The 20,253-nt window shown below is 68.0% G+C and carries 22 protein-coding genes; 7 read left to right on the forward strand and 15 right to left on the reverse strand.

Translation table 11 applies throughout. The annotated features are described in order from the left end of the window. Nucleotides 1-112: 112 nt before the first annotated feature. Nucleotides 113-349 (reverse strand): 50S ribosomal protein L31, encoded by a 237-nt coding sequence (gene rpmE / locus JHD80_RS22065; RefSeq protein ID WP_199091846.1) that lies wholly within the window; start codon nt 347-349, stop codon nt 113-115. Nucleotides 350-619: 270 nt separating this feature from the next. Here rpmE and JHD80_RS22070 point away from each other — a divergent pair, with 270 nt between their 5' ends. Beyond that, nucleotides 620-2,398 (forward strand): ABC transporter transmembrane domain-containing protein, encoded by a 1,779-nt coding sequence (locus tag JHD80_RS22070; protein ID WP_199091848.1) that lies wholly within the window; start codon nt 620-622, stop codon nt 2,396-2,398. Here JHD80_RS22070 and JHD80_RS22075 read toward each other — a convergent pair. Further along, a complete protein-coding gene (locus JHD80_RS22075; protein ID WP_199091850.1) occupies nt 2,395-3,777 on the reverse strand; it encodes an MATE family efflux transporter in 1,383 nt (460 codons plus the stop codon). The two genes, JHD80_RS22070 and JHD80_RS22075, sit on opposite strands and share 4 nt — an antisense overlap. 112 nt (nt 3,778-3,889) lie before the next feature. On the opposite strand from JHD80_RS22075, the gene JHD80_RS22080 reads away from it, so the two are divergent. Next, nucleotides 3,890-4,348 (forward strand): MarR family winged helix-turn-helix transcriptional regulator, encoded by a 459-nt coding sequence (locus JHD80_RS22080; protein ID WP_199091851.1) that lies wholly within the window; start codon nt 3,890-3,892, stop codon nt 4,346-4,348. Between the two features lie 18 nt (nt 4,349-4,366). Here JHD80_RS22080 and JHD80_RS22085 read toward each other — a convergent pair whose 3' ends face one another. From JHD80_RS22085 to tkt, 12 genes are all read right to left on the reverse strand, one after another. Further along, the gene (locus JHD80_RS22085) at nt 4,367-5,386 is read right to left on the reverse strand and encodes a peptidoglycan -binding protein (protein ID WP_199091854.1); all 1,020 of its coding nucleotides are present in this window, start codon (nt 5,384-5,386) and stop codon (nt 4,367-4,369) included. A gap of 29 nt (nt 5,387-5,415) precedes the next feature. After that, the gene (locus tag JHD80_RS22090) at nt 5,416-6,426 is read right to left on the reverse strand and encodes a flagellar motor protein MotA (protein ID WP_210339963.1); all 1,011 of its coding nucleotides are present in this window, start codon (nt 6,424-6,426) and stop codon (nt 5,416-5,418) included. Nucleotides 6,427-6,524: 98 nt separating this feature from the next. Then, entirely contained in the window at nt 6,525-7,316 is a 792-nt protein-coding gene (locus tag JHD80_RS22095) for an inositol monophosphatase family protein (RefSeq protein WP_199091856.1), read from the reverse strand. Nucleotides 7,317-7,409: 93 nt separating this feature from the next. Then, nucleotides 7,410-8,327 (reverse strand): tetratricopeptide repeat protein, encoded by a 918-nt coding sequence (locus JHD80_RS22100; protein ID WP_199091858.1) that lies wholly within the window; start codon nt 8,325-8,327, stop codon nt 7,410-7,412. Next, a complete protein-coding gene (locus JHD80_RS22105) occupies nt 8,324-8,977 on the reverse strand; it encodes a thiamine phosphate synthase (protein WP_199091860.1) in 654 nt (217 codons plus the stop codon). Before JHD80_RS22105 ends, JHD80_RS22100 begins: the two co-directional genes overlap by 4 nt. Beyond that, nucleotides 8,974-10,128: a benzoate/H(+) symporter BenE family transporter gene (locus JHD80_RS22110; RefSeq protein ID WP_199091862.1), complete on the reverse strand. Its 1,155-nt coding sequence runs from the start codon at nt 10,126-10,128 to the stop codon at nt 8,974-8,976. Before JHD80_RS22110 ends, JHD80_RS22105 begins: the two co-directional genes overlap by 4 nt. Before the next feature lie 252 nt (nt 10,129-10,380). Then, nucleotides 10,381-11,463: a class II fructose-bisphosphate aldolase gene (gene fba / locus JHD80_RS22115; RefSeq protein ID WP_199091864.1), complete on the reverse strand. Its 1,083-nt coding sequence runs from the start codon at nt 11,461-11,463 to the stop codon at nt 10,381-10,383. Nucleotides 11,464-11,606: 143 nt separating this feature from the next. Next, nucleotides 11,607-12,800 (reverse strand): phosphoglycerate kinase, encoded by a 1,194-nt coding sequence (locus tag JHD80_RS22120; RefSeq protein ID WP_199091866.1) that lies wholly within the window; start codon nt 12,798-12,800, stop codon nt 11,607-11,609. Nucleotides 12,801-12,809: 9 nt separating this feature from the next. Then, the gene (locus JHD80_RS22125) at nt 12,810-13,382 is read right to left on the reverse strand and encodes a putative glycolipid-binding domain-containing protein (RefSeq protein WP_199091868.1); all 573 of its coding nucleotides are present in this window, start codon (nt 13,380-13,382) and stop codon (nt 12,810-12,812) included. Continuing rightward, nucleotides 13,379-13,831: a hypothetical protein gene (locus JHD80_RS22130; protein ID WP_199091870.1), complete on the reverse strand. Its 453-nt coding sequence runs from the start codon at nt 13,829-13,831 to the stop codon at nt 13,379-13,381. Before JHD80_RS22130 ends, JHD80_RS22125 begins: the two co-directional genes overlap by 4 nt. 101 nt (nt 13,832-13,932) lie before the next feature. Next, the gene (gap, locus tag JHD80_RS22135; protein ID WP_199091872.1) at nt 13,933-14,943 is read right to left on the reverse strand and encodes a type I glyceraldehyde-3-phosphate dehydrogenase; all 1,011 of its coding nucleotides are present in this window, start codon (nt 14,941-14,943) and stop codon (nt 13,933-13,935) included. A 126-nt stretch (nt 14,944-15,069) separates the two neighbouring features. After that, complete coding sequence (tkt, locus tag JHD80_RS22140; RefSeq protein WP_199091874.1) at nt 15,070-17,067, reverse strand: transketolase; 1,998 nt, start codon at nt 17,065-17,067, stop codon at nt 15,070-15,072. A gap of 344 nt (nt 17,068-17,411) precedes the next feature. Between tkt and JHD80_RS22145 the strand changes: the two genes are divergently transcribed. Together JHD80_RS22145 and JHD80_RS22150 are read left to right on the forward strand one after the other, a co-directional pair. Further along, nucleotides 17,412-17,723, forward strand: a complete 312-nt coding sequence (locus tag JHD80_RS22145; protein WP_349237322.1) for a DUF4164 family protein — start codon at nt 17,412-17,414, stop codon at nt 17,721-17,723. A gap of 80 nt (nt 17,724-17,803) precedes the next feature. Continuing rightward, a complete protein-coding gene (locus JHD80_RS22150; protein WP_199091876.1) occupies nt 17,804-18,172 on the forward strand; it encodes a cell division protein ZapA in 369 nt (122 codons plus the stop codon). Nucleotides 18,173-18,246: 74 nt separating this feature from the next. Here the strand turns inward: JHD80_RS22150 and pal are convergent, their stop codons facing one another. Continuing rightward, nucleotides 18,247-18,768 carry a peptidoglycan-associated lipoprotein Pal gene (gene pal, locus JHD80_RS22155; RefSeq protein ID WP_199091878.1) on the reverse strand — a complete coding sequence of 174 codons (522 nt, stop codon included), beginning with the start codon at nt 18,766-18,768 and terminating at the stop codon, nt 18,247-18,249. A 351-nt stretch (nt 18,769-19,119) separates the two neighbouring features. On the opposite strand from pal, the gene JHD80_RS22160 reads away from it, so the two are divergent. Genes JHD80_RS22160 through JHD80_RS22170 form a run of 3 tightly spaced genes read left to right on the forward strand, consistent with a single transcriptional unit; the run spans nt 19,120 to nt 20,141 of the window. After that, nucleotides 19,120-19,443 carry an ArsR/SmtB family transcription factor gene (locus tag JHD80_RS22160; protein WP_199091880.1) on the forward strand — a complete coding sequence of 108 codons (324 nt, stop codon included), beginning with the start codon at nt 19,120-19,122 and terminating at the stop codon, nt 19,441-19,443. Continuing rightward, complete coding sequence (locus JHD80_RS22165; protein ID WP_199091882.1) at nt 19,440-19,859, forward strand: SRPBCC family protein; 420 nt, start codon at nt 19,440-19,442, stop codon at nt 19,857-19,859. Before JHD80_RS22160 ends, JHD80_RS22165 begins: the two co-directional genes overlap by 4 nt. A gap of 42 nt (nt 19,860-19,901) precedes the next feature. Further along, nucleotides 19,902-20,141 (forward strand): hypothetical protein, encoded by a 240-nt coding sequence (locus JHD80_RS22170; protein WP_199091884.1) that lies wholly within the window; start codon nt 19,902-19,904, stop codon nt 20,139-20,141. Nucleotides 20,142-20,253 lie beyond the last annotated feature (112 nt).

The following is a 20,253-nucleotide window of genomic DNA, read 5'->3' on the forward strand; positions in this document are numbered from 1 at the left end:
GCTCGGGGCAAGCCCGAGCATGACGGAGCGAGAAACGAAAACAAAAAAACCCGGCCGCGAGGCCGGGTTTTTTGTTCGAGATCAATGACGGCGGCGCCGGAGCGCCGCAGCATCACTTCTTGCCGATGGCGCCGATGCCGCTGAAGCGCGAGTTGAAGCGCGAGACGCGGCCGCCGCGGTCCAGCATGTGCTGGGTGCCGCCGGTCCAGGCCGGGTGGGTCTTGGGGTCGATGTCAAGGTTCAGCGTGTCGCCTTCCTTGCCGTAAGTCGAGCGGGTGGCATATTCGGTGCCATCGGTCATGACGACCTTGATGGTGTGATAATCGGGGTGGATGCCAGCCTTGGCCATGACGAAATCCTCGGAAGCTTACAAAAACGGGCGCATCGACAAGCAGGCGAGCCTGCCCGGCCCGTCGAAAGAATTCGGATGAGCCTGTCGTGAATTTGCGTGCACATATCGTAGCCGGCGCTTCAGCGCAAGCGCGACGCACTCCCGGAGGGCTCCCCTGCGGCGTTGCGTCGTTTGCCAAGCCCGTCCCGATCGGCTTCACCGGGGCAGATTTGATATTAGTTGAAAGAGCGCGCGCGACGCGTGCGCGAGAAGCAGGAGTTCCGGTGCGTGGCCGAAGCTGACAAGAACGAGACGAAGGCCCGGCCCGATTTCCGCTCGCTCGCGACCTTCTGGCCCTATGCACGGGCGCAGAAGCGGCGGATCGCGCTGGCGCTCGTCGCATTGGTGGTCGCCTCGCTGGCGACGCTGGTGCTGCCATTGGCGGTCCGCCGCGTCATCGATGTCGGCTTCACAGGGGGCGAGCGGCAGCTCGCCAACAGCTATTTCATCCTGCTGATCGGCGTCGTCGCGGTGCTGGCGCTGGCGAGCTCGGCGCGCTTCTATCTGGTGATGACGGTCGGCGAGCGCATCGTCGCGTCGCTGCGCGCCGACGTCTTCCGCCATCTCACCCGGCTGGAGCCGGCCTTCTTCGATTCGAGCCGGGCGGGCGACCTCGTGTCGCGGCTGACGGCGGACACCACGCAGATCAAGTCTACCTTCGCCTCGACCGCCTCGATCGCGCTGCGCAACGCCATCATGGCGCTGGGGGCGCTCGGGCTGATGGTGGCGACGAGCCCGCGGCTTTCCGCGATCGTCATCGGCGTCATCCCGCTGATCGTGATCCCGCTGGTCCTGTCCGGCCGCTCGGTCAGGCGGCGCGCGCGGGCGGCGCAGGACCGGCTGGCCGATGCGTCGGCCTTCGCGGCCGAGGCCGTCGGCGCCATCCGCACGATGCAGTCCTTCGGGGCGGCTGGCCAGACCGCAGCGCGTTTCGAGGGCGCTTCGGACGAGGCCTATTCCGCCTCGCGGGAGGCGACGGCCTCGCGCGCGCTGCTTTCGGGCGTCGCGATCTTCCTGGTTTCGGCCAGCGTGGTCTGGGTGCTCTGGACCGGGGCGACCGAGGTGTTCGACGGGCGGATGACCGGCGGGCGGCTGTCGCAGTTCATCCTCTATGCGGTTCTGGCTGCAAGCTCGCTCGGCCAGCTCTCGGAGGTCTATGGCGATATCAGCGCCGCTGCCGGGGCTTCCAGCCGGCTTGGCGAGATCCTGGCACTGAAGCCGGCCATCGCCGCGCCGCCGCATCCGAAGCCCATGCCGGCGCCTTCGCTCGGCGAGTTCGCCTTCGAGAACGTCTCGTTCAGCTATCCCGGTCGCGTCGGTCCGGCGCTGTCCGATCTCAGCTTCTCCGTCCGGCCGGGCGAGCGGATCGCGCTGGTCGGCCCGTCCGGCGCCGGCAAGAGCACGGTGCTGCAACTGGCCTTGCGCTTCTACGATCCGCAGGACGGGCGCGTCGTCGTCGACGGCGTCGCCGGGCCGGAGGCCGACCCGGAGGTCTGGCGCGAACGTTTTGCGCTGGTGCCGCAGGAGCCGACGGTGTTCGGTGTCTCGGTGCGCGACAACATCGCCTATGGCCGCCCCGGCGCCACGCAGGAGGAGGTCGAGGCCGCGGCCCGGCTCGCAGCGGCGGACGAGTTCATCCGCGCCCTGCCTGACGGCTACGAGACGGTCGTCGGCGAGCGCGGCGTGACGTTGTCGGGCGGGCAGCGCCAGCGCCTCGCCATCGCGCGGGCGATCCTGAAGGACGCGCCGATCCTGCTGCTGGACGAGGCGACCTCGGCACTCGATTCCGAAAGCGAGCGGGCGGTGCAGGATGCGCTCGACCGCCTGATGCAGGGCCGGACCACGCTGGTGGTGGCGCATCGGCTGGCGACCATCCTCTCGGCCGACCGCATCTTGGTCATGGAAGACGGGCGCGTCGTCGAGGAGGGCAGCCATGCCGAGCTCAAGGCGCGGGGCGGGCTCTATGCCCGGCTGGCGGCGCTGCAGTTCGGGCTGGAGGCGGCCTAGGTCGTCTGGCTTGCTGCGAGGCGCGGGCGCGAGCGCGGAACCCGGAACCATGAGCCGCTGGCGACGATGACGCCGTTGGCGATGCCATAGATCACCAGTGCGGCCGCCAGCGCGACGAAGAGCCCGCTGCCGTGGCCGAGGACGATCACCGCGAACCAGCCGCCGCCGGCCGCGATCGCGACCCGCAGCGCCGCGGCCACAACCGGCCAGCCGACGCGGCCCGCGCCTTGCGAGGCGAAATAAAGCGTCAGACCGAAGCCGAAGAAGCCATAGGTCGGGCCGACGATGCGCAGATAGTCCGAACCGACCGCAATCATCTGCGGATCGTCGCCGAAGAGCGAAAGCCAGGCTTCCGGCATCAGGGCAGCCGCGATGCCGATCGCCTCGGTAATCAGGCCGGCGATGATGGCGCCTGTCCAGGCAACCTTCAGGGCGCGCTCACGTTTGCCGGCGCCGATGCAGGTGCCGACCATCGCCGCCGTGGGCGCACCAAGGCCGAAGACCAGCGGCACGAGGAGATATTCCAGGCGCGCGCCGGTGCCATAGCCGGCCGCTGCCGCCGGACCGACCAAGCCGGCGAGGCCGGTCGCCATGGCGACGGTCAGGTTGGTCGAGACGCTGACCAGCGAGGACAGGGCGCCGACGCGCAGGATATCCCGCAGTGGCGGCCACGACAGGCGCGGCGGCAGCGGCGACGGCTTGAGCACGCCGCGGCCGGACCAGATATAGGCGGCGAAGACCACCGTTCCCACGCTGTAATAGAGCAGGATCGCCACCGCGCCGCCGGCGACGCCGAGATGGGGCAGCGGGCCATAGCCGAAGATCAGCATCGGTGACAGCGGGATCAGCACAAAGGCGCCGACGATGATCACCGTCGCCGGAAACGCCATGTTGCCGGTGCCGCGGATGACGGCGGCGAGCGAATTGAAAAGCCAGATCGGGATCGCGCCGGCGAAGACCAGGTTCGCGTAGATCACCGCGGCAGCCAGGGAGCCGTCGCGCCCGCCCATTGCGGTAAACAGGCGAGGGGCGAAGAGAAGGGCTGCCACGGTCACGGCAGCGCCGAGCAGGATCGTGATGGCGACGGCGTGCCAGACCAAGCCGTTGGCCTCCTCGCGGCGGCCGGAGCCCAGCGCTCGCGCGATTGCGGAGAGGATGCCGCCGCCCATCGCGCCGGCGGCGACCATCTGCAGGAGCATCAGGAGCGGGAACACCAGGGCCATGCCGGTCAGCGCATCGATGCCGAGCTTGGCGACAAAATAGGTCTCGATCAGGCCGATCGAGGCCTGCACCACCATGACCGCGACATTGGGCAGGGCGAGGCGGACGATCGTCGGCCCGACCGGAGCTTCCAGCAGGAGTCTGGTACGCGCGTCCATGGCCATCTCCCGAAAGCATGCATATGCACTTGTCTTCTCGATCGATACGCGCATATGCACTTAATTCCAAGCGCCGTTCGCGATGCTGCGGCCCATGACCGGAATGGATGCCATGCAAAAAGCGCTAATGCCGGAAAGCCCTCCGACACCCTGCAACTGCCTGGCGCTGCGCCAGGCCTCGCGCCATGTCAGCCAGATCTACGAAAGCCATCTGGCTGCGGAGGGCTTGCGCGCCTCGCAATACTCGATCCTGTCGACCTTGGGGCGAGGTGGCGCGATCGCGATCGGTGCGCTCGCCAGGACGATGGTGATGGACCGGACGACGCTGGGGCGGGCCTTGCGGCCGCTCGAGCGGGATGGATTGCTGGAGATCGCGCCGGGCCCCGACGGCCGCACCCGCAGCCTTCGCCTGACGCCGGCCGGCGAGGCCAAGCTCGCGGCGGCGGCCGTCAGATGGCGTCAGGCCCAGAAGGAGTTCGAAACGTCTTTCGGTACGCAGCCGGCAGCCGAATTGCGCGCGACCCTGCGGCAGGTCATCGCGCTCACAGGAGAGCGCGGCGCCGAAGAATAGGCGCTGCGGCGCCGCGCCTCAGCGCTCCGTGATCTTGAACTCGATGCGGCGGTTGCGGCGGTGGGCCTCGTCGGTATTGGCGACGTCGAGCGGCTGGTATTCGCCGAAGCCGGTGGCCGCGACGCGGTCGGTCGGCAGGCCGCGCGAGATCAGGTACTCGACCACGGCGATGGCGCGGGCCGAGGAGAGGTACCAGTTCGAGGGGAACTGGGCCGACTTGATCGGCCGGTTGTCGGTATGGCCGTCGACGCGCAGGATCCAGGGCAGGTCGGGCGGCATCTCGTTGCCGAGATCGAGCAGGATGGTGGCGAGCTTGTCGAGCTCACCCTTGCCCTCGGGCTTCAATACCGCCTGGCCGGCATCGAAGAACACCTCGGACTGGAAGACGAAGCGGTCGCCGACGACGCGAATATCGGGCCGCGTGCCGAGCACCTGCCGCAGGCGCCCGAAGAAGTCCGAGCGATAGCGGGCGAGTTCCTGCACGCGCTGGGCCAGCGCGACGTTGAGCCGCGAGCCGAGCTCGGAGATGCGGGCCTGCGAGTCCTTGTCCTTGGCCTCGGAGGCGGCGAGCGCCTCTTCCAGCGCAGCGAGCTGGCGGCGCATGGCCTGGATCTGCTGGTTGACCAGATCGACCGTCGCCTGGGCGCGGGCGGAAAGCTGCTTCTCGGCGTCGAGCGCCTTCTGCGATTCGGCGAGCCGGGCGTCGGTATTGCTGCCGGCTTGCGTGTCGATCATGCCTTGCAGGCGGGTGCGCTCTCCTTGCGTCTGGGCTAGGGTCGACTGCATGAGCTGCAGGCTTTCCTGCGCCTGCCGGTTGGAGGAGCGCTCCAGGGCGAGCAGGTCGGTGAGTTCGGAAATCTGCCGGTTCAGGCGCTCCAGCGCGGTGTCCTTGCCGGTCAGCTCCTGCGAGAGGAAGAACTGGCCGAGCACGAAGACGGTCAGCAGGAAGACGATGCCGATCAGCATCGTCGAGAGCGCGTCGACGAAGCCGGGCCAGAAATTGACTTCCTCGCGGCGATGGGCGCGGGAGAGGGCCATCCGTCACATCCCTGATTTGCCAGAGGGCATCATGGCTCGGTGATCTGGTCGGCGGTGAGGCGGTCGATCAGGCGCTTCAAATCCTTTTCGCGAGCGGCCTGCGCCTCGACCCAGTCGCGGATCATCTGCTGCTCGGCCCGCATGTGCTGGACGAGGCCCTGAATGCCTTCTGCCAGATTGGACAGCGCCTGAGTCGCGGCGCGGTTGTTGGAAGCGCCGTCGGCCATCGCGGCGCTGAGCTGCTCGAAACGGTCGGCGAGGGGATTGCCGGTCGCCAGCAGCGCGGCAGGTGCCTCGGGCGTGCCGGTGCGGCTGCCGAGCCAGCTTTCCATCTCGTTACGGAAGCGGCGCTGCGCCTGCCCGACCTGAAGATCGAGGAAGCCGAGAATCAACGAGCCGGCGATGCCGAAGAGCGAGGACGAGAAGGACAGGCCCATGCCCGCCAGCGGGGCGGAGAGGCCGACCTTGAGCTCGTCGAAGAGCACGCCGGCCTCGGCGCCGGTACGCAGCGACTTGATGACGCCGCCGACCGAGCCGACCGTGTCGAGCAGGCCCCAGAAGGTGCCGAGCAGGCCGAGGAAGACGAGCAGGCCGCTGAGATAGCGCAGCACCTCGCGCCCGTCGTCGAGCCGGACCGCGACCGATTCGAGGGTCGAGGCGGCCTGCGCCGGGGCGAGCGTGCCGCGCTCCAGCGCCGGCAGGACGGAGCCGAGCGGGGCGATGACCTGGCCGCGGCGGACCTCCGCCGACGCCGGGCTCGCCGCGAGGGACGTCGCGGCGCGCGCCTCGCTATGCAGGCGCCAGAGCTCGCGCAGCGCGATCAGGCAGCCGACGAGGAGGGCGCCGACGATCAGGCCGTTCAGACCGGGGTTGGTCATGAAGGCCTGGCGCAGCCCATCCTGCAGGATGAAGCCGAGGAAGCCGATCAGGGCGAGGAAGAGAACCGCGCGGACGACGAAACGAAGCGGCCTGGAGAAGCGGACCTGCGGCCGCTCCGGAGCGGCCGTTGCCGGTTCGGCCGCGAAATCCTCAATCGCCATGCGTCGTCTTCCGTTCGCCTCGGAGTGCGGGGAGGACTGTCGCCTCCCACGCCGCCGGGATCAAGCACGAAAGAGCAACAGTTTAGTGGCGCTTCGGTTCACGCCGCCGCGGTCTTCAGCGCGGCGCTCAGCGCGCGCTCGCCGGCCTCGTTGCCGCAGATGATGTCCTTGGCACTGGTGACCGGCTTGCCGTCGAGCGTGCCGAAGGTGCCGCCGGCCTCGCGGATCAGCACGGCGCCCGCCGCGAAATCCCAGGTGTTGAGGCCGCGTTCCCAATAGGCGTCCATGCGGCCGGCCGCGACATAGGCGATGTCGAGTGCGGCCGAGCCCATGCGGCGGACATTGGCGAAGCGCGGCATCACCGCCGCAAGCTCGAGCAGGAACTGGCCGTGGCCGCCCTTGCCGATATGCGGGATGCCGGTGCCGATCAGCATGTCGGCCGGCTCGTTGCGTCCGGAGACGCGCAGGCGGCGGTTGTTGACGAAGGCGCCCTTGCCCTTCTCGGCCATAAACATCTCGTCCTTGGCGGCGTCGTAAATCACGCCGGCGATGAACTGGTTGTCGCGCTCCAGCGCGACAGAGATGTTCCAGTGCGGGATGCCGCGCAGGAAGTTGTGGGTGCCGTCGAGCGGGTCGATATGCCAGCGGTTGCTCTCGTCGGTGCCGTGGACGACGCCGCTTTCCTCCATCACGAAGCCGTAGCCGGGGCGGGCCTTCTCCAGGGCTTCGCGCAGGATTTCCTCGGCCTTATGGTCGGCCTTGGAGACGAAATCGCCCGGGCCTTTGGCGAGCACCTGCAGGTTCTCGACCTCGCCGAAATCGCGCTTCAGCGAGCGGGACGCCTTCATCACGGCGTCGGTCATCACGGTCATCAGGGGGGAGCGGATCATCGGAAACCTCTTGCGCGTCGGGGCGACGCGATGAGCCAGCGGCGCAAATCTCGCGCCCGGCAAAAATTTAGCGAGCCGTCACTTGCGCGGGTCTTAGGGCGCCGTCAAGACGGCGGTGCTGATCCGGCCGGCGGCCATGCGGGCGGCGCGGGCCTGCTGCTCGGGCTTGAGACGGTCGAACAGCTCGTCCAGGGCAGGGTCCTTGAGCCCCTGCGAGCGGGCCGCGAGATGCCAGGCCGCCGCCTCGATCGTGTCCGGCGCGATGCCGAGGCCGAACTGGTAGAGCTTGGCGAGGCGGTTCTGGGCGATGGGGTTGCCCTGCCAGGCGGCGCGCAGGAACAGGTTGGCCGCGGCCGTCTCGTCCTTGTCCACGCCGGTGCCGTTGAACAGCATGATCGCGTATTCGACCTCGCCGGGGACGTTGCCGGCCACGGAGGCCTGCTTCATCCAGCGTGCCGCGACCTCTTCGCTCGCCGGCATGCCGCGCCCCTGCTTCGCCAGGATGCCCAGCGCATACAGGGCGTCGCCGATCTGGGATTTCGCCGCGATCTCCAGGCAGGCGACGGCGCGCTTGTCGTCGGCCTCACGGTTCGTCGCGAGCAGGGCGATGGCGAGATTGTAGTTGGCGGCGGGGTGCCCGGCGGCGGCGGCCTTCTCCAGCAACGCACCGGCCCGGGCCGGGTCGCGCTTGCCGCTCTTCTCGTCGAGAAGCTGCGTCGCCAGCGCGAAGGTGGCGTTGATGTCGCCGCGCGCGTCGGCCCGCTCGTACCATTCCGTCGCGACCTTCTGGTCGGGTGCCATGCCGAGGCCCTGGCGGTAGAGCTCGCCGACGAGCGTCATCGCTGCCGCATCGTTGTTGTCGGCCTCGATGCGCTTCAGCGCTTCCGCCTGAGCGCGGCGGTAGTGCCCGGTCTGATAGGCGCTATAGGCGACATCCGGCGCCGAGGCCGCTTCGGCGGGGGCCGCAATCAAGGAACCGGCGAGCAGCGCGAGCCCGGCGAGGCGCTTCATCGCGCCGCCTTCCGTGCCGCGCAGGCGGCGGTGGCCGCATTGGCCTGTTCGACGAGGGCGCGGAGATCCCGCCCTTCCTCGAAGGCCCAAGCGCCGAGCGCGACGAATTCCGCGCCGGTCTCGACCAGGGCGGGGATGGATTCGGCATCGGGGGCATAGGCGACGCAGGGCGTCTCGAAGATCTCGGCCCACCAGCCGGCGCGCTCGAGCACGGCCGTCAGCGGCGGCAGCGAGCCGTCCGGGCGCGGCTCGCCGAACATCACGTAATCGACGCCCGCTTCGCCCGCATCCATCGCGTCGTGGCGTGCCCGCAGCCCGCCGATGCCGATGATGCGCTCGCCCTTGAGGCTGGAGCGGGCCTCGGCGACCGCCGCCGGGCCGCCTGTCAGGTGGACGCCGTCGGCGCCGCCGCGCGCGGCGACGAGCGCGTTGTCCTCGACGACGAGCGCGACATTGTTGGCCTGGACCGGGCCGGCGAGGCGCTTGACGCGCTCGATCCGGCTGCGGTCGTCGCCGGGGCTAAGGCGCAGGAGCACGGCGGCGACGTCGCCCCCGGCCATGGCCTGCATCAGGCGAAAGGCCATGGCCTCCGCGTCTGCGACAGGCGGGGTGACGAGCATCAGGCGAGTGGAGAAAGATTGTGTGGTCATGATCGGCTGCGCAAACGGCCCGCAGCGAAGTCCAATGTCAAGACCGCAAGCCCGGCAACGAGACTCCAGAAGGCCGAACCGATGCCGAAAAGCGAGAGGCTGGAGGCGGCGATGGCAAAGGTGACGACGGCCGCGAAGCGCTCCTTGTCGGAGGACATGGCCTGCCCGAGCGCGCCCGTCAGCGAGCCGACGAGGCCGAGGCCCGCCACGGCGACGATCAGCGCCTTGGGCAGGGCCAGCAACAGCGCGATCAGCAGGCCGGTGCAGGCGGCGACGACGAAATACATCAGGCCGTAGAGCACGCCGGCCTTCCAGCGCTGTTTCGGGTCGGGGTGGGTATCGCCGCCCGTGCAGATCGAGGCCGATATCGCGGCCATGTTGGTCATATGCGCGCCGAAAGGCGCGGTCAGGAGCGAGGTCAGGCCGGTGACGAACAGGGAGGGGGCTGTCGGCGGATTGTAGCCGGCGGCGCGCAGCACGGCGAAGCCCGGCAGGTTCTGGGCGGCCATGGTGACGAGATAGAGCGGGACGCCGATGCCGAGCATGGCCGGAATATCGAAGCGCGGCGTGACCAATTCGAGGCCGCTCAGTGTCATGGCGCCGGCAGGCCAGTGCGCAAGGCCGCCGACGAAGCTGATCGCGATGCCGGCGGCGAGCGCGGCGATAACGCCGAGGAAGGGATTGAGCAATCGCGCCACGAGGAAGACCGCGAGAAGGGCCAGCACGAGGCCGGGCGACAACCGCATCTCGTCGAAGACCGCGACGACGAAGCGGAAGATGACGCCGGCGAGCATCGCCGAAGCGATCGGCATCGGGATGCGCTCGATCAGCCTGCCGAGCGGGCGGAAGGCGGCGGTCAGCATGATCAGCAGGGCCGCGACCAGGAAGGCGCCGACGGCGGAGGCCATGTCGAAGCCGGTCACGGCCGCGATCAGCGCCGCGCCCGGCGTCGACCAGGCGCAGATCATCGGCATGCGGTAGCGCCAGGAGAGCCAGAGGCTGGATGCGCCCGTGGCGAGACACAGGGCCGCGATCATCGAGATGGTCTGGCCGGGCGTCGCGCCGAGCGCCTGCGCGGCCTGGATGATCACGGCGACGGAGGCGGTGAAGCCGACGAAGACCGCGACCAGAGCAGAGAAGACGATCGACATGGCTTGGCTGGCTCAGGCGGCGGGGCAGATCGTTGAATCAGAAATGCGTCCGGCCGGGAAGAGGTTCTCGTGCATGGCGGGATCACCCGCTGGCCCTTCTCCCCTTGGGGAAGAAGGTGGCTCGGCGAAGCGGAGACGGATGAGGGGTCGCGCTACGTTTCCGAGTGAGCGTCAAAATGCGCCCCCAGAAGCGTTGCGCGACCCCTCACCCCAACCCTCTCCCGCAGGGGGAGAGGGGGCAGGTTTCAGCCTTCAGGCCGCCTTCTTCGAACCGAAGGTCGGGTCGAGCTCGCCCTTGGCGTAGCGCTTGGCCATGTCGGCCAGCGTGATGACGCGCTTGATCTTCGAGGCTTGGCCGGCGGTGTTGAACTCCTCAAGGCGCTGCTTGCAGAGCTTGGTCATCGCTTCCATGGCGGGCTTCAGGTACTTGCGCGGATCGAACTCGCCGGGGTTCTCGGACAGGATCTTGCGGATCTGGCCGGTCATCGCCATGCGGTTGTCGGTGTCGATGTTGATCTTGCGCACGCCGTGCTTGATGCCGCGCTGGATTTCCTCGACCGGCACGCCCCAGGTCTGGGGCATTTTGCCGCCGTACTGGTTGATGATGTCCTGAAGGTCCTGCGGAACCGAGGAGGAGCCGTGCATGACGAGATGCATGTTCGGCAGCTTCTTGTGGATCTCCTCGATGACATGCATCGCCAGGATCGCGCCGTCGGGCTTGCGGGTGAACTTGTAGGCGCCATGCGAGGTGCCCATGGCGATGGCCAGCGCATCGACCTTGGTCTCGGCGACGAATTTCACGGCCTCGTCGGGATTGGTCAGGAGCTGGTCATGGCTGAGCTTGCCCTCGAAGCCGTGGCCGTCCTCCTTCTCGCCCTCGCCGGATTCGAGCGAGCCGAGAACGCCGAGCTCACCCTCGACCGAGATGCCGCCGAGATGGGCCATGTCGGTGACGGTCTTGGTCACGCCGACATTGTAGTCCCAGTCGCCGGGGGTCTTGCCGTCGGCCTTGAGCGAGCCGTCCATCATCACCGAGGTGAAGCCGGCCTGGATCGCGGTCATGCAGGTCGCCGGCTCGTTGCCGTGGTCGAGATGCACGCAGACCGGGATATGCGGATAGATCTCGGTGACGGCGTCCATCATGTGCTTGAGCATGATGTCGTTGGCGTAGCTGCGAGCGCCGCGCGAGGCCTGGATGATCACCGGTGCGTCGGTCGCATCCGCCGCCGCCATGATCGCCAGCGCCTGCTCCATGTTGTTGATGTTGAAGGCGGGCACGCCGTAGTCGTTCTCGGCGGCATGATCGAGCAACTGGCGAAGCGTGATACGGGCCACGATGGCACTCCCCTTTGGTTCATCGGTCTGAGGGTGGATTTAGAGCGTCAGCGCCGGCCGCGCAAAGCGAAACCGGCGAAAACCTTAAAATGCGAGCGGCCGCCTCGTTGCCGAAGCGGCCGACGGTATCGTCCCGTTGAGGATCAGGCCTTCCTGAGCGCCTCGACCCCCGGCAGGGCCTTGCCTTCCATCCATTCGAGGAAGGCGCCGCCCGCGGTCGAGACATAGGAGAGGTCGCCCGCGACGCCGGCATGGTTCATGGCCGCGACGGTGTCGCCGCCGCCTGCGACCGCGACGAGCTCACCCGCCTTGACGCGCTTGGCTGCGGCCTTCGCGACGGCCACCGTCGCGGTGTCGAAGGGCGGCAGTTCGAAGGCACCGAAGGGGCCGTTCCAGACCAGCGTCTTCACCTTGTCGAGCCGTAGCACGACCTCGGCGATCGAGAGCGGGCCGGCGTCGAGGATCATCTCGTCGGCTTCGACCTCGCCGACCGGGACGACGCGATAGCTCGGATGGGCCTTGAATTCGCGCGCGACGAGTGCGTCGACCGGCAGAAGGATCTCGCAGCCGGCGGCCTTGGCCTTCTCCTCGATCTCGCGGGCGGTGCCGACGAGATCGTGCTCGCAGAGCGACTTGCCGATAGCGACGCCGCGCGCGGCGAGGAAAGTATTGGCCATGCCGCCGCCGATGGCGAGGATGTCGACCTTCCTGACGAGGTTGCCGAGCAGGTCGAGCTTGGTCGAGACCTTGGCGCCGCCGACGATCGCCATGACCGGCCGCGCCGGATTGTCGAGGCCGGCGGAGAGGGCTTCGAGCTCGGCCTGCATGGTGCGCCCGGCATAGGCCGGCAGGACATGGGCGAGGCCCTCGGTCGAGGCGTGGGCCCGGTGGGCGGCCGAGAAGGCGTCGTTGACATAGAGATCGCCATTGGCGGCGAGCGCCTTGACGAAATCGGGGTCGTTCCTCTCGTCGCCGGCGTGGAAGCGGGTGTTCTCCAGCAGCAGGACGTCGCCGTTCCTGGCGGCCGTCAGCGCCTTGGCGACATCGTCGCCGATGCAATCCTCGACGAAGGTGACGGGGCGGCCGAGCGCCTGCGTCAGCGCGGGCACGACCTGCCGCAGGCTGTTCTTGTCGTCGCGGCCCTTGGGGCGGCCGAAATGCGCGAGCAGCACGACCTTGCCGCCCTTGTCGGCGATCTCGCGGATCGTCGGCAGGATGCGGTCGATGCGGGTGGTGTCGCTGACCTTGCCGTCTTCCATGGGAACGTTGAGGTCGACACGGACAAGCACGCGCTTGCCGGCGAGATCGGCGTCGTCGAGGGTGCGGAAGGCAGTCATCGGGCTCTCTTATCGGATGCGTTCGAACAGGCTGGGATAATCGACGACGAGGCCGTCCTCGTCGACAGGCAATTCGGCCTCGAAGCTGCGGTCGGCCGCCTGGTAGCGGAACAGGCGCGGTGCGATGCAGGTATAGATCTGCCGGTCGAGGCGCGGCACGAAATCGTCGAAGGGGATGTAGAGCATCGCGAACTCGCGGCTCTGGCCGATCTCCCAGCGCTCCCGCCGGATCGGCAGGGTGTTGGTGAAGGGGGAGCCCTGCAGGTCGATGTCGATGCAGGCGTCGAAGGCGCGCAAGCGCGTGCCGGCAGCGTCATGCCAACGGCCGGAGCGACGCTCCATCGCGAGGCGGCGGCCATCGGTCGTCGCAATGGCGAAGCTCGTCATGACGAAATCCGCCGTGCAATCGATGCGGTAGGAGACGCCATAGGGCGGCTCGCCCCGCTCGCCGATGACAACGCCCTCGGCGCGGAGACCGGCTTGCGTGGTGGCCAGCGTCAGATGCTCCAGTCCGACGCCCTCGACCGGCCGCCAGCGCAGGCTGCGCGGCACCGCCAAGAGGGCGACGTCCCGAAAGCTCATCGGGCGAGCAGGCCTCCGAACAGGCCGGGCACGCCGAATTTCAGCACGAGGATGGTGAGGACGACGGTGAGCACGGCCGTGATGATCGCGGTCATGAACAGCGTGCCGGCGCGCGGCGTCGCATCGACGCGGTTACGCAAAGCGGTGATCTCGCCGCGGATCGCCGCGAAATCCATGGTGCCGGCGGCGGCATCGACCTTGTGGGCGCTGCGCTCCAGGGAGGCTTCCGCGCGGGTCAGCACGGCCTCGTAGCGGGCGAACTTCTCCTCGATGCGCGCCGCCTTCTCCTCGATGCGGGAGAGCTGGTCGAGCTTGCGCGGATCGGTGACGGGCGCCGCGGTCTCGGAAGCGAGCGACGTCGCCACGAGCGTGGGGCCGGATGCGGGGGGCGCCATGACGGGCGGCTCGGTATTCGCCGGGGTCACGACAGTCGGCTCGATCTTGGCCATAGGCGCTCCGTAGCTGGGATATGTCGGGCGAGGCCGGGCCTGGACGGCGCGGCCTCGCATTCCTGTGTCATGCCCTCAGAGAAGGGCACAAACGTGGTGGATCAGAGCAGCGCGCCCATGGCGACGGCGGTGTCGCTCATGCGGTTCGAGAAGCCCCACTCGTTATCGTACCAGGACAGCACGCGCACGAACTTGTCGTCCATGACCTTGGTCTGGTCGAGGGCGAAGGTCGAGGACGCCGGGTCGTGATTGAAGTCGATCGAGACGTTCGGCTGGTCGGTGACGGCGAGGATGCCCTTGAGCGGGCCGCGCTTCGACGCCTTGATGATGGCCTCGTTGACCTTCTCGACCGTGGTCTTGCGCTTCGAGATGAACTTGAAGTCGACGACCGAGACGTTCGGAGTGGGAACGCGGATCGAGGTGCCGTCGAGGCGGCCCTTCAGCTCGGGAATGACGAGGCCGATCGCCTTGGCGGCGCCGGTCGAGGTCGGGATCATCGACATCGCCGCGGCGCGGCCGCGGTAGAGATCCTTGTGCATCGTGTCGAGCGTGGGCTGGTCGCCGGTATAGGCATGGATCGTGGTCATGAAGCCCTTGTCGATGCCGACGGCGTCATGGAGCACGCGCACGACCGGCGCGAGGCAGTTCGTGGTGCAGGACGCGTTGGAGACCACGAGGTGGTCCTTGGTCAGCTCGCCCTGGTTGACGCCGAAGACGACCGTGAAGTCGGCTCCGTCGCAGGGGGCCGAAACCAGCACGCGCTTGGCGCCGGCGGCGAGATGGGCGGCTGCCTTGTCGCGGGTTGTGAAGATGCCGGTGCATTCCAGCGCGATGTCGACGCCGAGCGCCTTGTGCGGCAGGTCCTTGGGATCGCGGATCGCGGTGACCTTGATCGGGCCGCGGCCGACATCGATCGTGTCGCCAGAGACGGTCACCGTGCCCGGGAAGCGGCCATGGACGGAGTCGAAGCGGAAGAGATGGGCGTTGGTCTCGACCGGGCCGAGATCGTTGATCGCCACGACCTCGATATCCTTGCGCTTCGACTCGATGATCGCGCGCAGAACGTTGCGCCCGATGCGGCCGAAGCCATTGATCGCCACCTTCACCGTCATGTCTTCCTCTCCTTCGCCGAGCGTCCGGCGTGAGCCGTCGCTATCCACGCGGGCAATTCGGCCAAAGCATGGCCGAACGCAAGATGTCTTTCGGGAATATCAGCCCTGCCTGGGCCAAACAGGCCGTCAGCCGTTGTGTTTCTTCATAGCAGCGTCGGCGATGGCCTCCGCCGTGATGCCGAAATGCTTGTAGACCTCCTTGTAGGGGCCGCTGGCGCCGAAGGAGTGCATGCCGATGAAGGTGCCGTCATGGCCGATCACGGCATCCCAGCCGAAGCGCACGCCGGCCTCGACCGCGATCTTGATCGGAGCGGAGCCGATGATCGCAGCCTGGGTGGCCTCGTCCTGCTCCAGCAGCAGTTCCAGCGAAGGCACCGAGACGACGCGGGCAGGGACGCCTTTCTCGGCGAGGAGCTTGCGCGCGGCGACCGCGAGCTCGACCTCGGAGCCCGAGGCGAAGAGCGAGACCTGGGCCTTGCCGCCCTCGGCCGCGAGCAGCTCGTAGGCGCCGGTGGCCGAGCGGTTCTTGGCGGTGGCGTCGGTGCGGAGCTGCGGCAGGTTCTGGCGCGAGAGCGCGAGCACGGTCGGGCCGTCGGTGCGCTCCAGGGCGGCCTGCCAGGCTTCCGCGGTCTCGATCGTGTCGGCCGGGCGGAAGACGCGCATGTTCGGCATGGCGCGCAACGAGGCGACCTGCTCGACCGGCTGGTGGGTCGGGCCGTCCTCGCCGAGGCCGATCGAGTCATGGGTCATTACATAGACGACCGGCAGGCCCATCAGCGCGGCGAGACGCATCGAGGGGCGGGCATAATCGGCGAAGACCAGGAAGGTGCCGCCGCCGGTGCGGAAGCCGCCATGCAGCGTGATGCCGTTCATCGCGGCGGCCATGCCGTGCTCGCGGATGCCGTAGCGGACATAGCGGCCCTTCGGGGTCTTCGGCGTGAAGTCCTCGGCGGCCTTGGTGCGGGTGTTGTTCGATGGGGTCAGGTCGGCCGAGCCCATCACCAGCTCCGGCATGATCGGCGTGATGGCTTCGAGCGCCAGTTCCGAGGCCTTGCGGGTGGCGACCGCCTGCGGCGCGGCGATCAGCGCCTTCTTATGGGCGAGGATCGCCTTGTCGAGCTTGGCCGGGACGGTGTGGGCGAGGCGGCGGTCGAACTCGCCGCGCTTGCGCTCGGAGAGCGTGGCGAAGCGCTCGTTCCAGTCCTTGTGGGCGGCGGCGCCGGCCTTGCCGGCCGCGCGCCAGGTCTTGAGCACATCGGCGGGGACCTCGAAGGGGCCGCCGGTGATGCCGAGCGCCTTCTTGGCGGCGGCGAGTTCCTCGGCGCCGAGCGGCTCGCCATGGGCCTTGGAGGTGCCGGCCTTCTTCGGAGCGCCGAAGCCGATCACGGTCTTGCAGGCGATCATGGTCGGCTTGTTCGACTTCTGGGCGCGGCGGATCGCGGCCTCGATCGCCTCGGGATCATGACCGTCAACGCGCTCGGAGCGCCAGCCGCAGGCCTTGAAGCGGGCGACCTGGTCGACATTGTCGGTGATGGTCAACGGGCCATCGATCGAGATGCCGTTATCGTCCCAGAACACGATCAGCTTGTTGAGCTTCTGGTGGCCGGCGAGCGCGATCGCCTCCTGGCTGATGCCCTCCATCAGGTCGCCGTCGGACGCCAGCACATAGGTGTGATGGTCGACGACCTTCTTGCCGAATTCGGCGGCGAGCATGCGCTCGGCCATCGCCATGCCGACGGCAGTGGCCAAGCCCTGGCCGAGCGGGCCGGTGGTGGTCTCGACGCCGGCGGTCTCGAAATTCTCGGGGTGGCCGGGGGTGTTGGACCCGAGCTGGCGGAACTTCTCGAGGTCGGCGAGCTCCATGCCGGGCGTGCCGGTGAGATAGAGCAGCGCGTAGAGCAGCATCGAGCCATGGCCGGCGGAGAGCACGAAGCGGTCGCGGTCCGGCCAGCGCGGGTCGGCCGCGTCATACTTCATCACGCGGGTGAAGAGCACCGTGGCGACGTCGGCGGCGCCCATCGGCAGGCCGGGATGGCCGGACTTGGCCTTCTCGACGCCATCCATCGCCAGGCCGCGGATGGCATTGGCGAGCTTGTCGTGCTGGGCGCGGTCGATGGTGGTCATGATGATCTCACAGGCTCCGTCGGGCGGGCGGGAGGGCCGGGCCGGCCTGCGCGACAGCGGGCCGGCGAGGGGGAAGGCAATGTTGCAGCCGCTTGCGGCGGGCTTGGAAAGGACGGGGTGGATTAGGCCCGCCGCTCCCTGCGAGTCAATTCGCGAAACTCTGCTTTCACGGTCGCAGGCGCGGCTTTCGATCGGTTTTCCGCAGATGCCGTCTCGGCCGGGCCGGGCAAGCCGTCGCGACGGCATGTTTCCGGCCTGTGAAGCCGATTCCTGTTTTCCGGCATTGTGCTGTAAATTATGGCACGAATCGTGTGAGCCGGCTTCGATCTGAAAGGAGAGCGACGGTGGCGAGCCTGATGCTGGACAACGCACTGGCGCGTCTCGATACGGCGCTGGGGCAGCTGGAGGCGGCGGCGCGGCGGCGGGTCGAGGCTGAGCGCGGACGTGGCAACCTCGAAACCGAACTCGCCCTGATGCAGGACGACCGGGCACGGCTGGCGGCCGAGCTCGACGGTGCGATGTCGCGCCTCGGCCAGGTCGAGACGGCTGCGGCCGATGTCGACCAGCGGCTGGAGCGGGCGATGAACGTCGTCGGCGCCGTGATCGCGCGGGTCGAGGCGCAGCAGCCGCCGGAGCCCGAGGCTCCAGCTCTTTGATGTCGCATCGGCTTTGTCCGAAATCGCATTCCACTTTTCGGGCCGTGCGCGGCCAAAGCTGAAGCGGAACTGGAGACCGAATGCCGCAAGTCAACGTCATGATATCCGGGAAAGCCTATCGCATGGCCTGCGGGGAGGGCGAGGAAGCCCATCTCGAAGGGCTTGCCCGGTTCTATGACGAGAAGATCGGCGAGATGCGGCAGGCCTTCGGCGAGATCGGCGACATGCGCCTGCATGTCATGGCCGCGCTGATGGTGGCCGACGAGGTCCATGAACTGAAGCAGCGCCTGGCGAAGCTGGAGAGCGATCTCGCGGCGACGCAGGGCAATGCCGGCGCCGCCGACGAGCGCCTGAGCGAGGTCGAGGACCGGGCGGCGGAAGCGCTGGTCGCAGCGGCCGAGCGGATCGAGGGCGTGGCGCGGAGTTTGATTCCGACCGCGGTGGGATGACATCTCTTCCGGCGACATGAAAAAGGCCCCGGATGTCTCCATCCGGGGCCTTCCTGTTTGTCTCTACGCCGGGATCAGACGCCCGGAGCGCCGCCGGCACCGTCCAGCACCGTGACCGAGCGGCGGTTCTGCGACCAGCAGGAGATGTCGTTGCAGACCGCGACCGGGCGCTCCTTGCCGTAGGAGATGGTGCGCATGCGGTTGGCGGCGATGCCGCGCGAGGCGAGATAGTCGCGCACGGTCTGGCCGCGGCGGGCGCCGAGCGAATAGTTGTACTCGCGGGTGCCGCGTTCGTCGGCATGGCCTTCGACGGTGAAGGTGTAGCGCGGATAGCGCTGCAGCCAGCCGGCCTGCTTGTCGAGGGTCGCGGTGGCCGTCGGCGTCAGGTCGGTCGAGTCGGTCTCGAAGAAGACGCGGTCGCCGACATTGACGACGAAGTCCTGCGCGCTGCCCGGGGTCGCGGCGCCGCCGGCACCGAAGCCCGAACCGTTGGCATCGGCGTTCTGGTCCTTGGCGCAGGCGCCGAGCGCGAGCGTGGCGGCAAGGGCGGCAGCGAAACGGACGGCACGGCCGCCAGGAATGAGATGGGTCAACATGGCTGGGCTCCGGGGCAATCGAATTCTGTGGCGGTGCACTTCGAGGAAGGCGTCGCGAGGCCTCATCAATGAACCGTCAACCTAAACGAGACCTTGCCAAATCAGGGCGAAGTGGCGGCATTGCGGCTTATGGTTAACCAATTATGGCGAAAGGCGTTTGGAGCGCCGGCTGTTGCGAGCGGAGCACAGAAATAGCCTGCGACTCGGATGCGGCAGGGTCGGGGGCCCTGCCTCGCGTACTCCAGATCGCAGGGGGCGATCGCCCCAGCGAAGAACCCGACCTTTTCCAGTTGACGAATTCATAGCTGATTGGCTATGGATTACTCATAGCCAATCAGTTATGGATTTGAGATGCCCGACCGACATGACCTGCTCTTCAAGACGCTCGCCGATCCGACGCGGCGCGGCATTTTCGAACACCTGTGCAGCCAGGGCGAGCAGACCGTCGTCGCGCTAACCGCTCAGGCCGGAGTGTCGCAACCGGCCGTCTCGAAGCACCTGGCCGTCCTGAAGCAGGCCGGGCTGGTGCGGGACCGCCACCAGGGCCGTCAGACGCATTACAGCGCGCAACTGGCCGCTCTCGCACCATTGGCCGACTGGACGAACCGCATGGCCGGATACTGGGAAAGCCGGTTCGACGATCTCGAAGACCTGCTCAAGAGGATGGACCAATGACCGAAACCCGCTCCGTCGTCGTCGAGCGCGAGATGCCGCATCCGCCCGAGAAGCTCTGGCGTGCGCTGACGCAGCCGCATCTGATCGCGGAATGGCTGATGAAGAACGATTTCGTGCCGAGCGTCGGCCATCGCTTCAACCTGCGCGGCGACTGGGGCGGCGTGCTCGATTGCGAGGTGCTGACCGTCGAGCCCAACCGGTCGCTCTCTTATAGCTGGGACTTCGCGCATGACGACCCGGCCTACGCCCTCAAGAGCGTGGTGACCTTCACGCTCACGCCGTCGCCGAAGGGCACGCATCTGCGCATGGAGCAGGTCGGATTCCGGCCGGAGCAGAAGCAGGCTTTCGGCGGCGCCAAGGCGGGCTGGCAGCAGTTCTTCGTCAAGCTGGAAGAGGTCGCGGGGCGCGCCGAGTAGGCGACGGGACGTCACGTTCCCACTCACGAAAAGGAGGTCTCCGTGACCTGGAACAGCGCAATCCGGCAGGGCCATCGCTGGCTGTCGATCATCTTCACGGCCACGGTCATCGCGAATTTCGTCGCGATGGCGCGCGGCGAGCCGCCGGCCTGGATCGTCTATTCGCCCCTGCCGCCGCTTTTCCTGATGCTGTTCAGCGGGCTTTACCTGTTCGCCCTGCCTTACGTCGCCAAACAGCGCGGCGGGCGCCGGGTCGAGGGGAAAGCTCAAGCCCCCGGCTGAGCGCGAAAAAATTGCGCAAACGGGGCGCGGAATTGAAGCGCATCTTTCGCGCTCCGCAGTCTATCGTCAGGGTATGCGGTCCGGTGCCTGCTTCGGTCCGCTGCCCTATCCC

The organism is Allobosea sp. ASV33 (assembly GCF_016428755.1).
GTDB lineage: Bacteria > Pseudomonadota > Alphaproteobacteria > Rhizobiales > Beijerinckiaceae > Allobosea.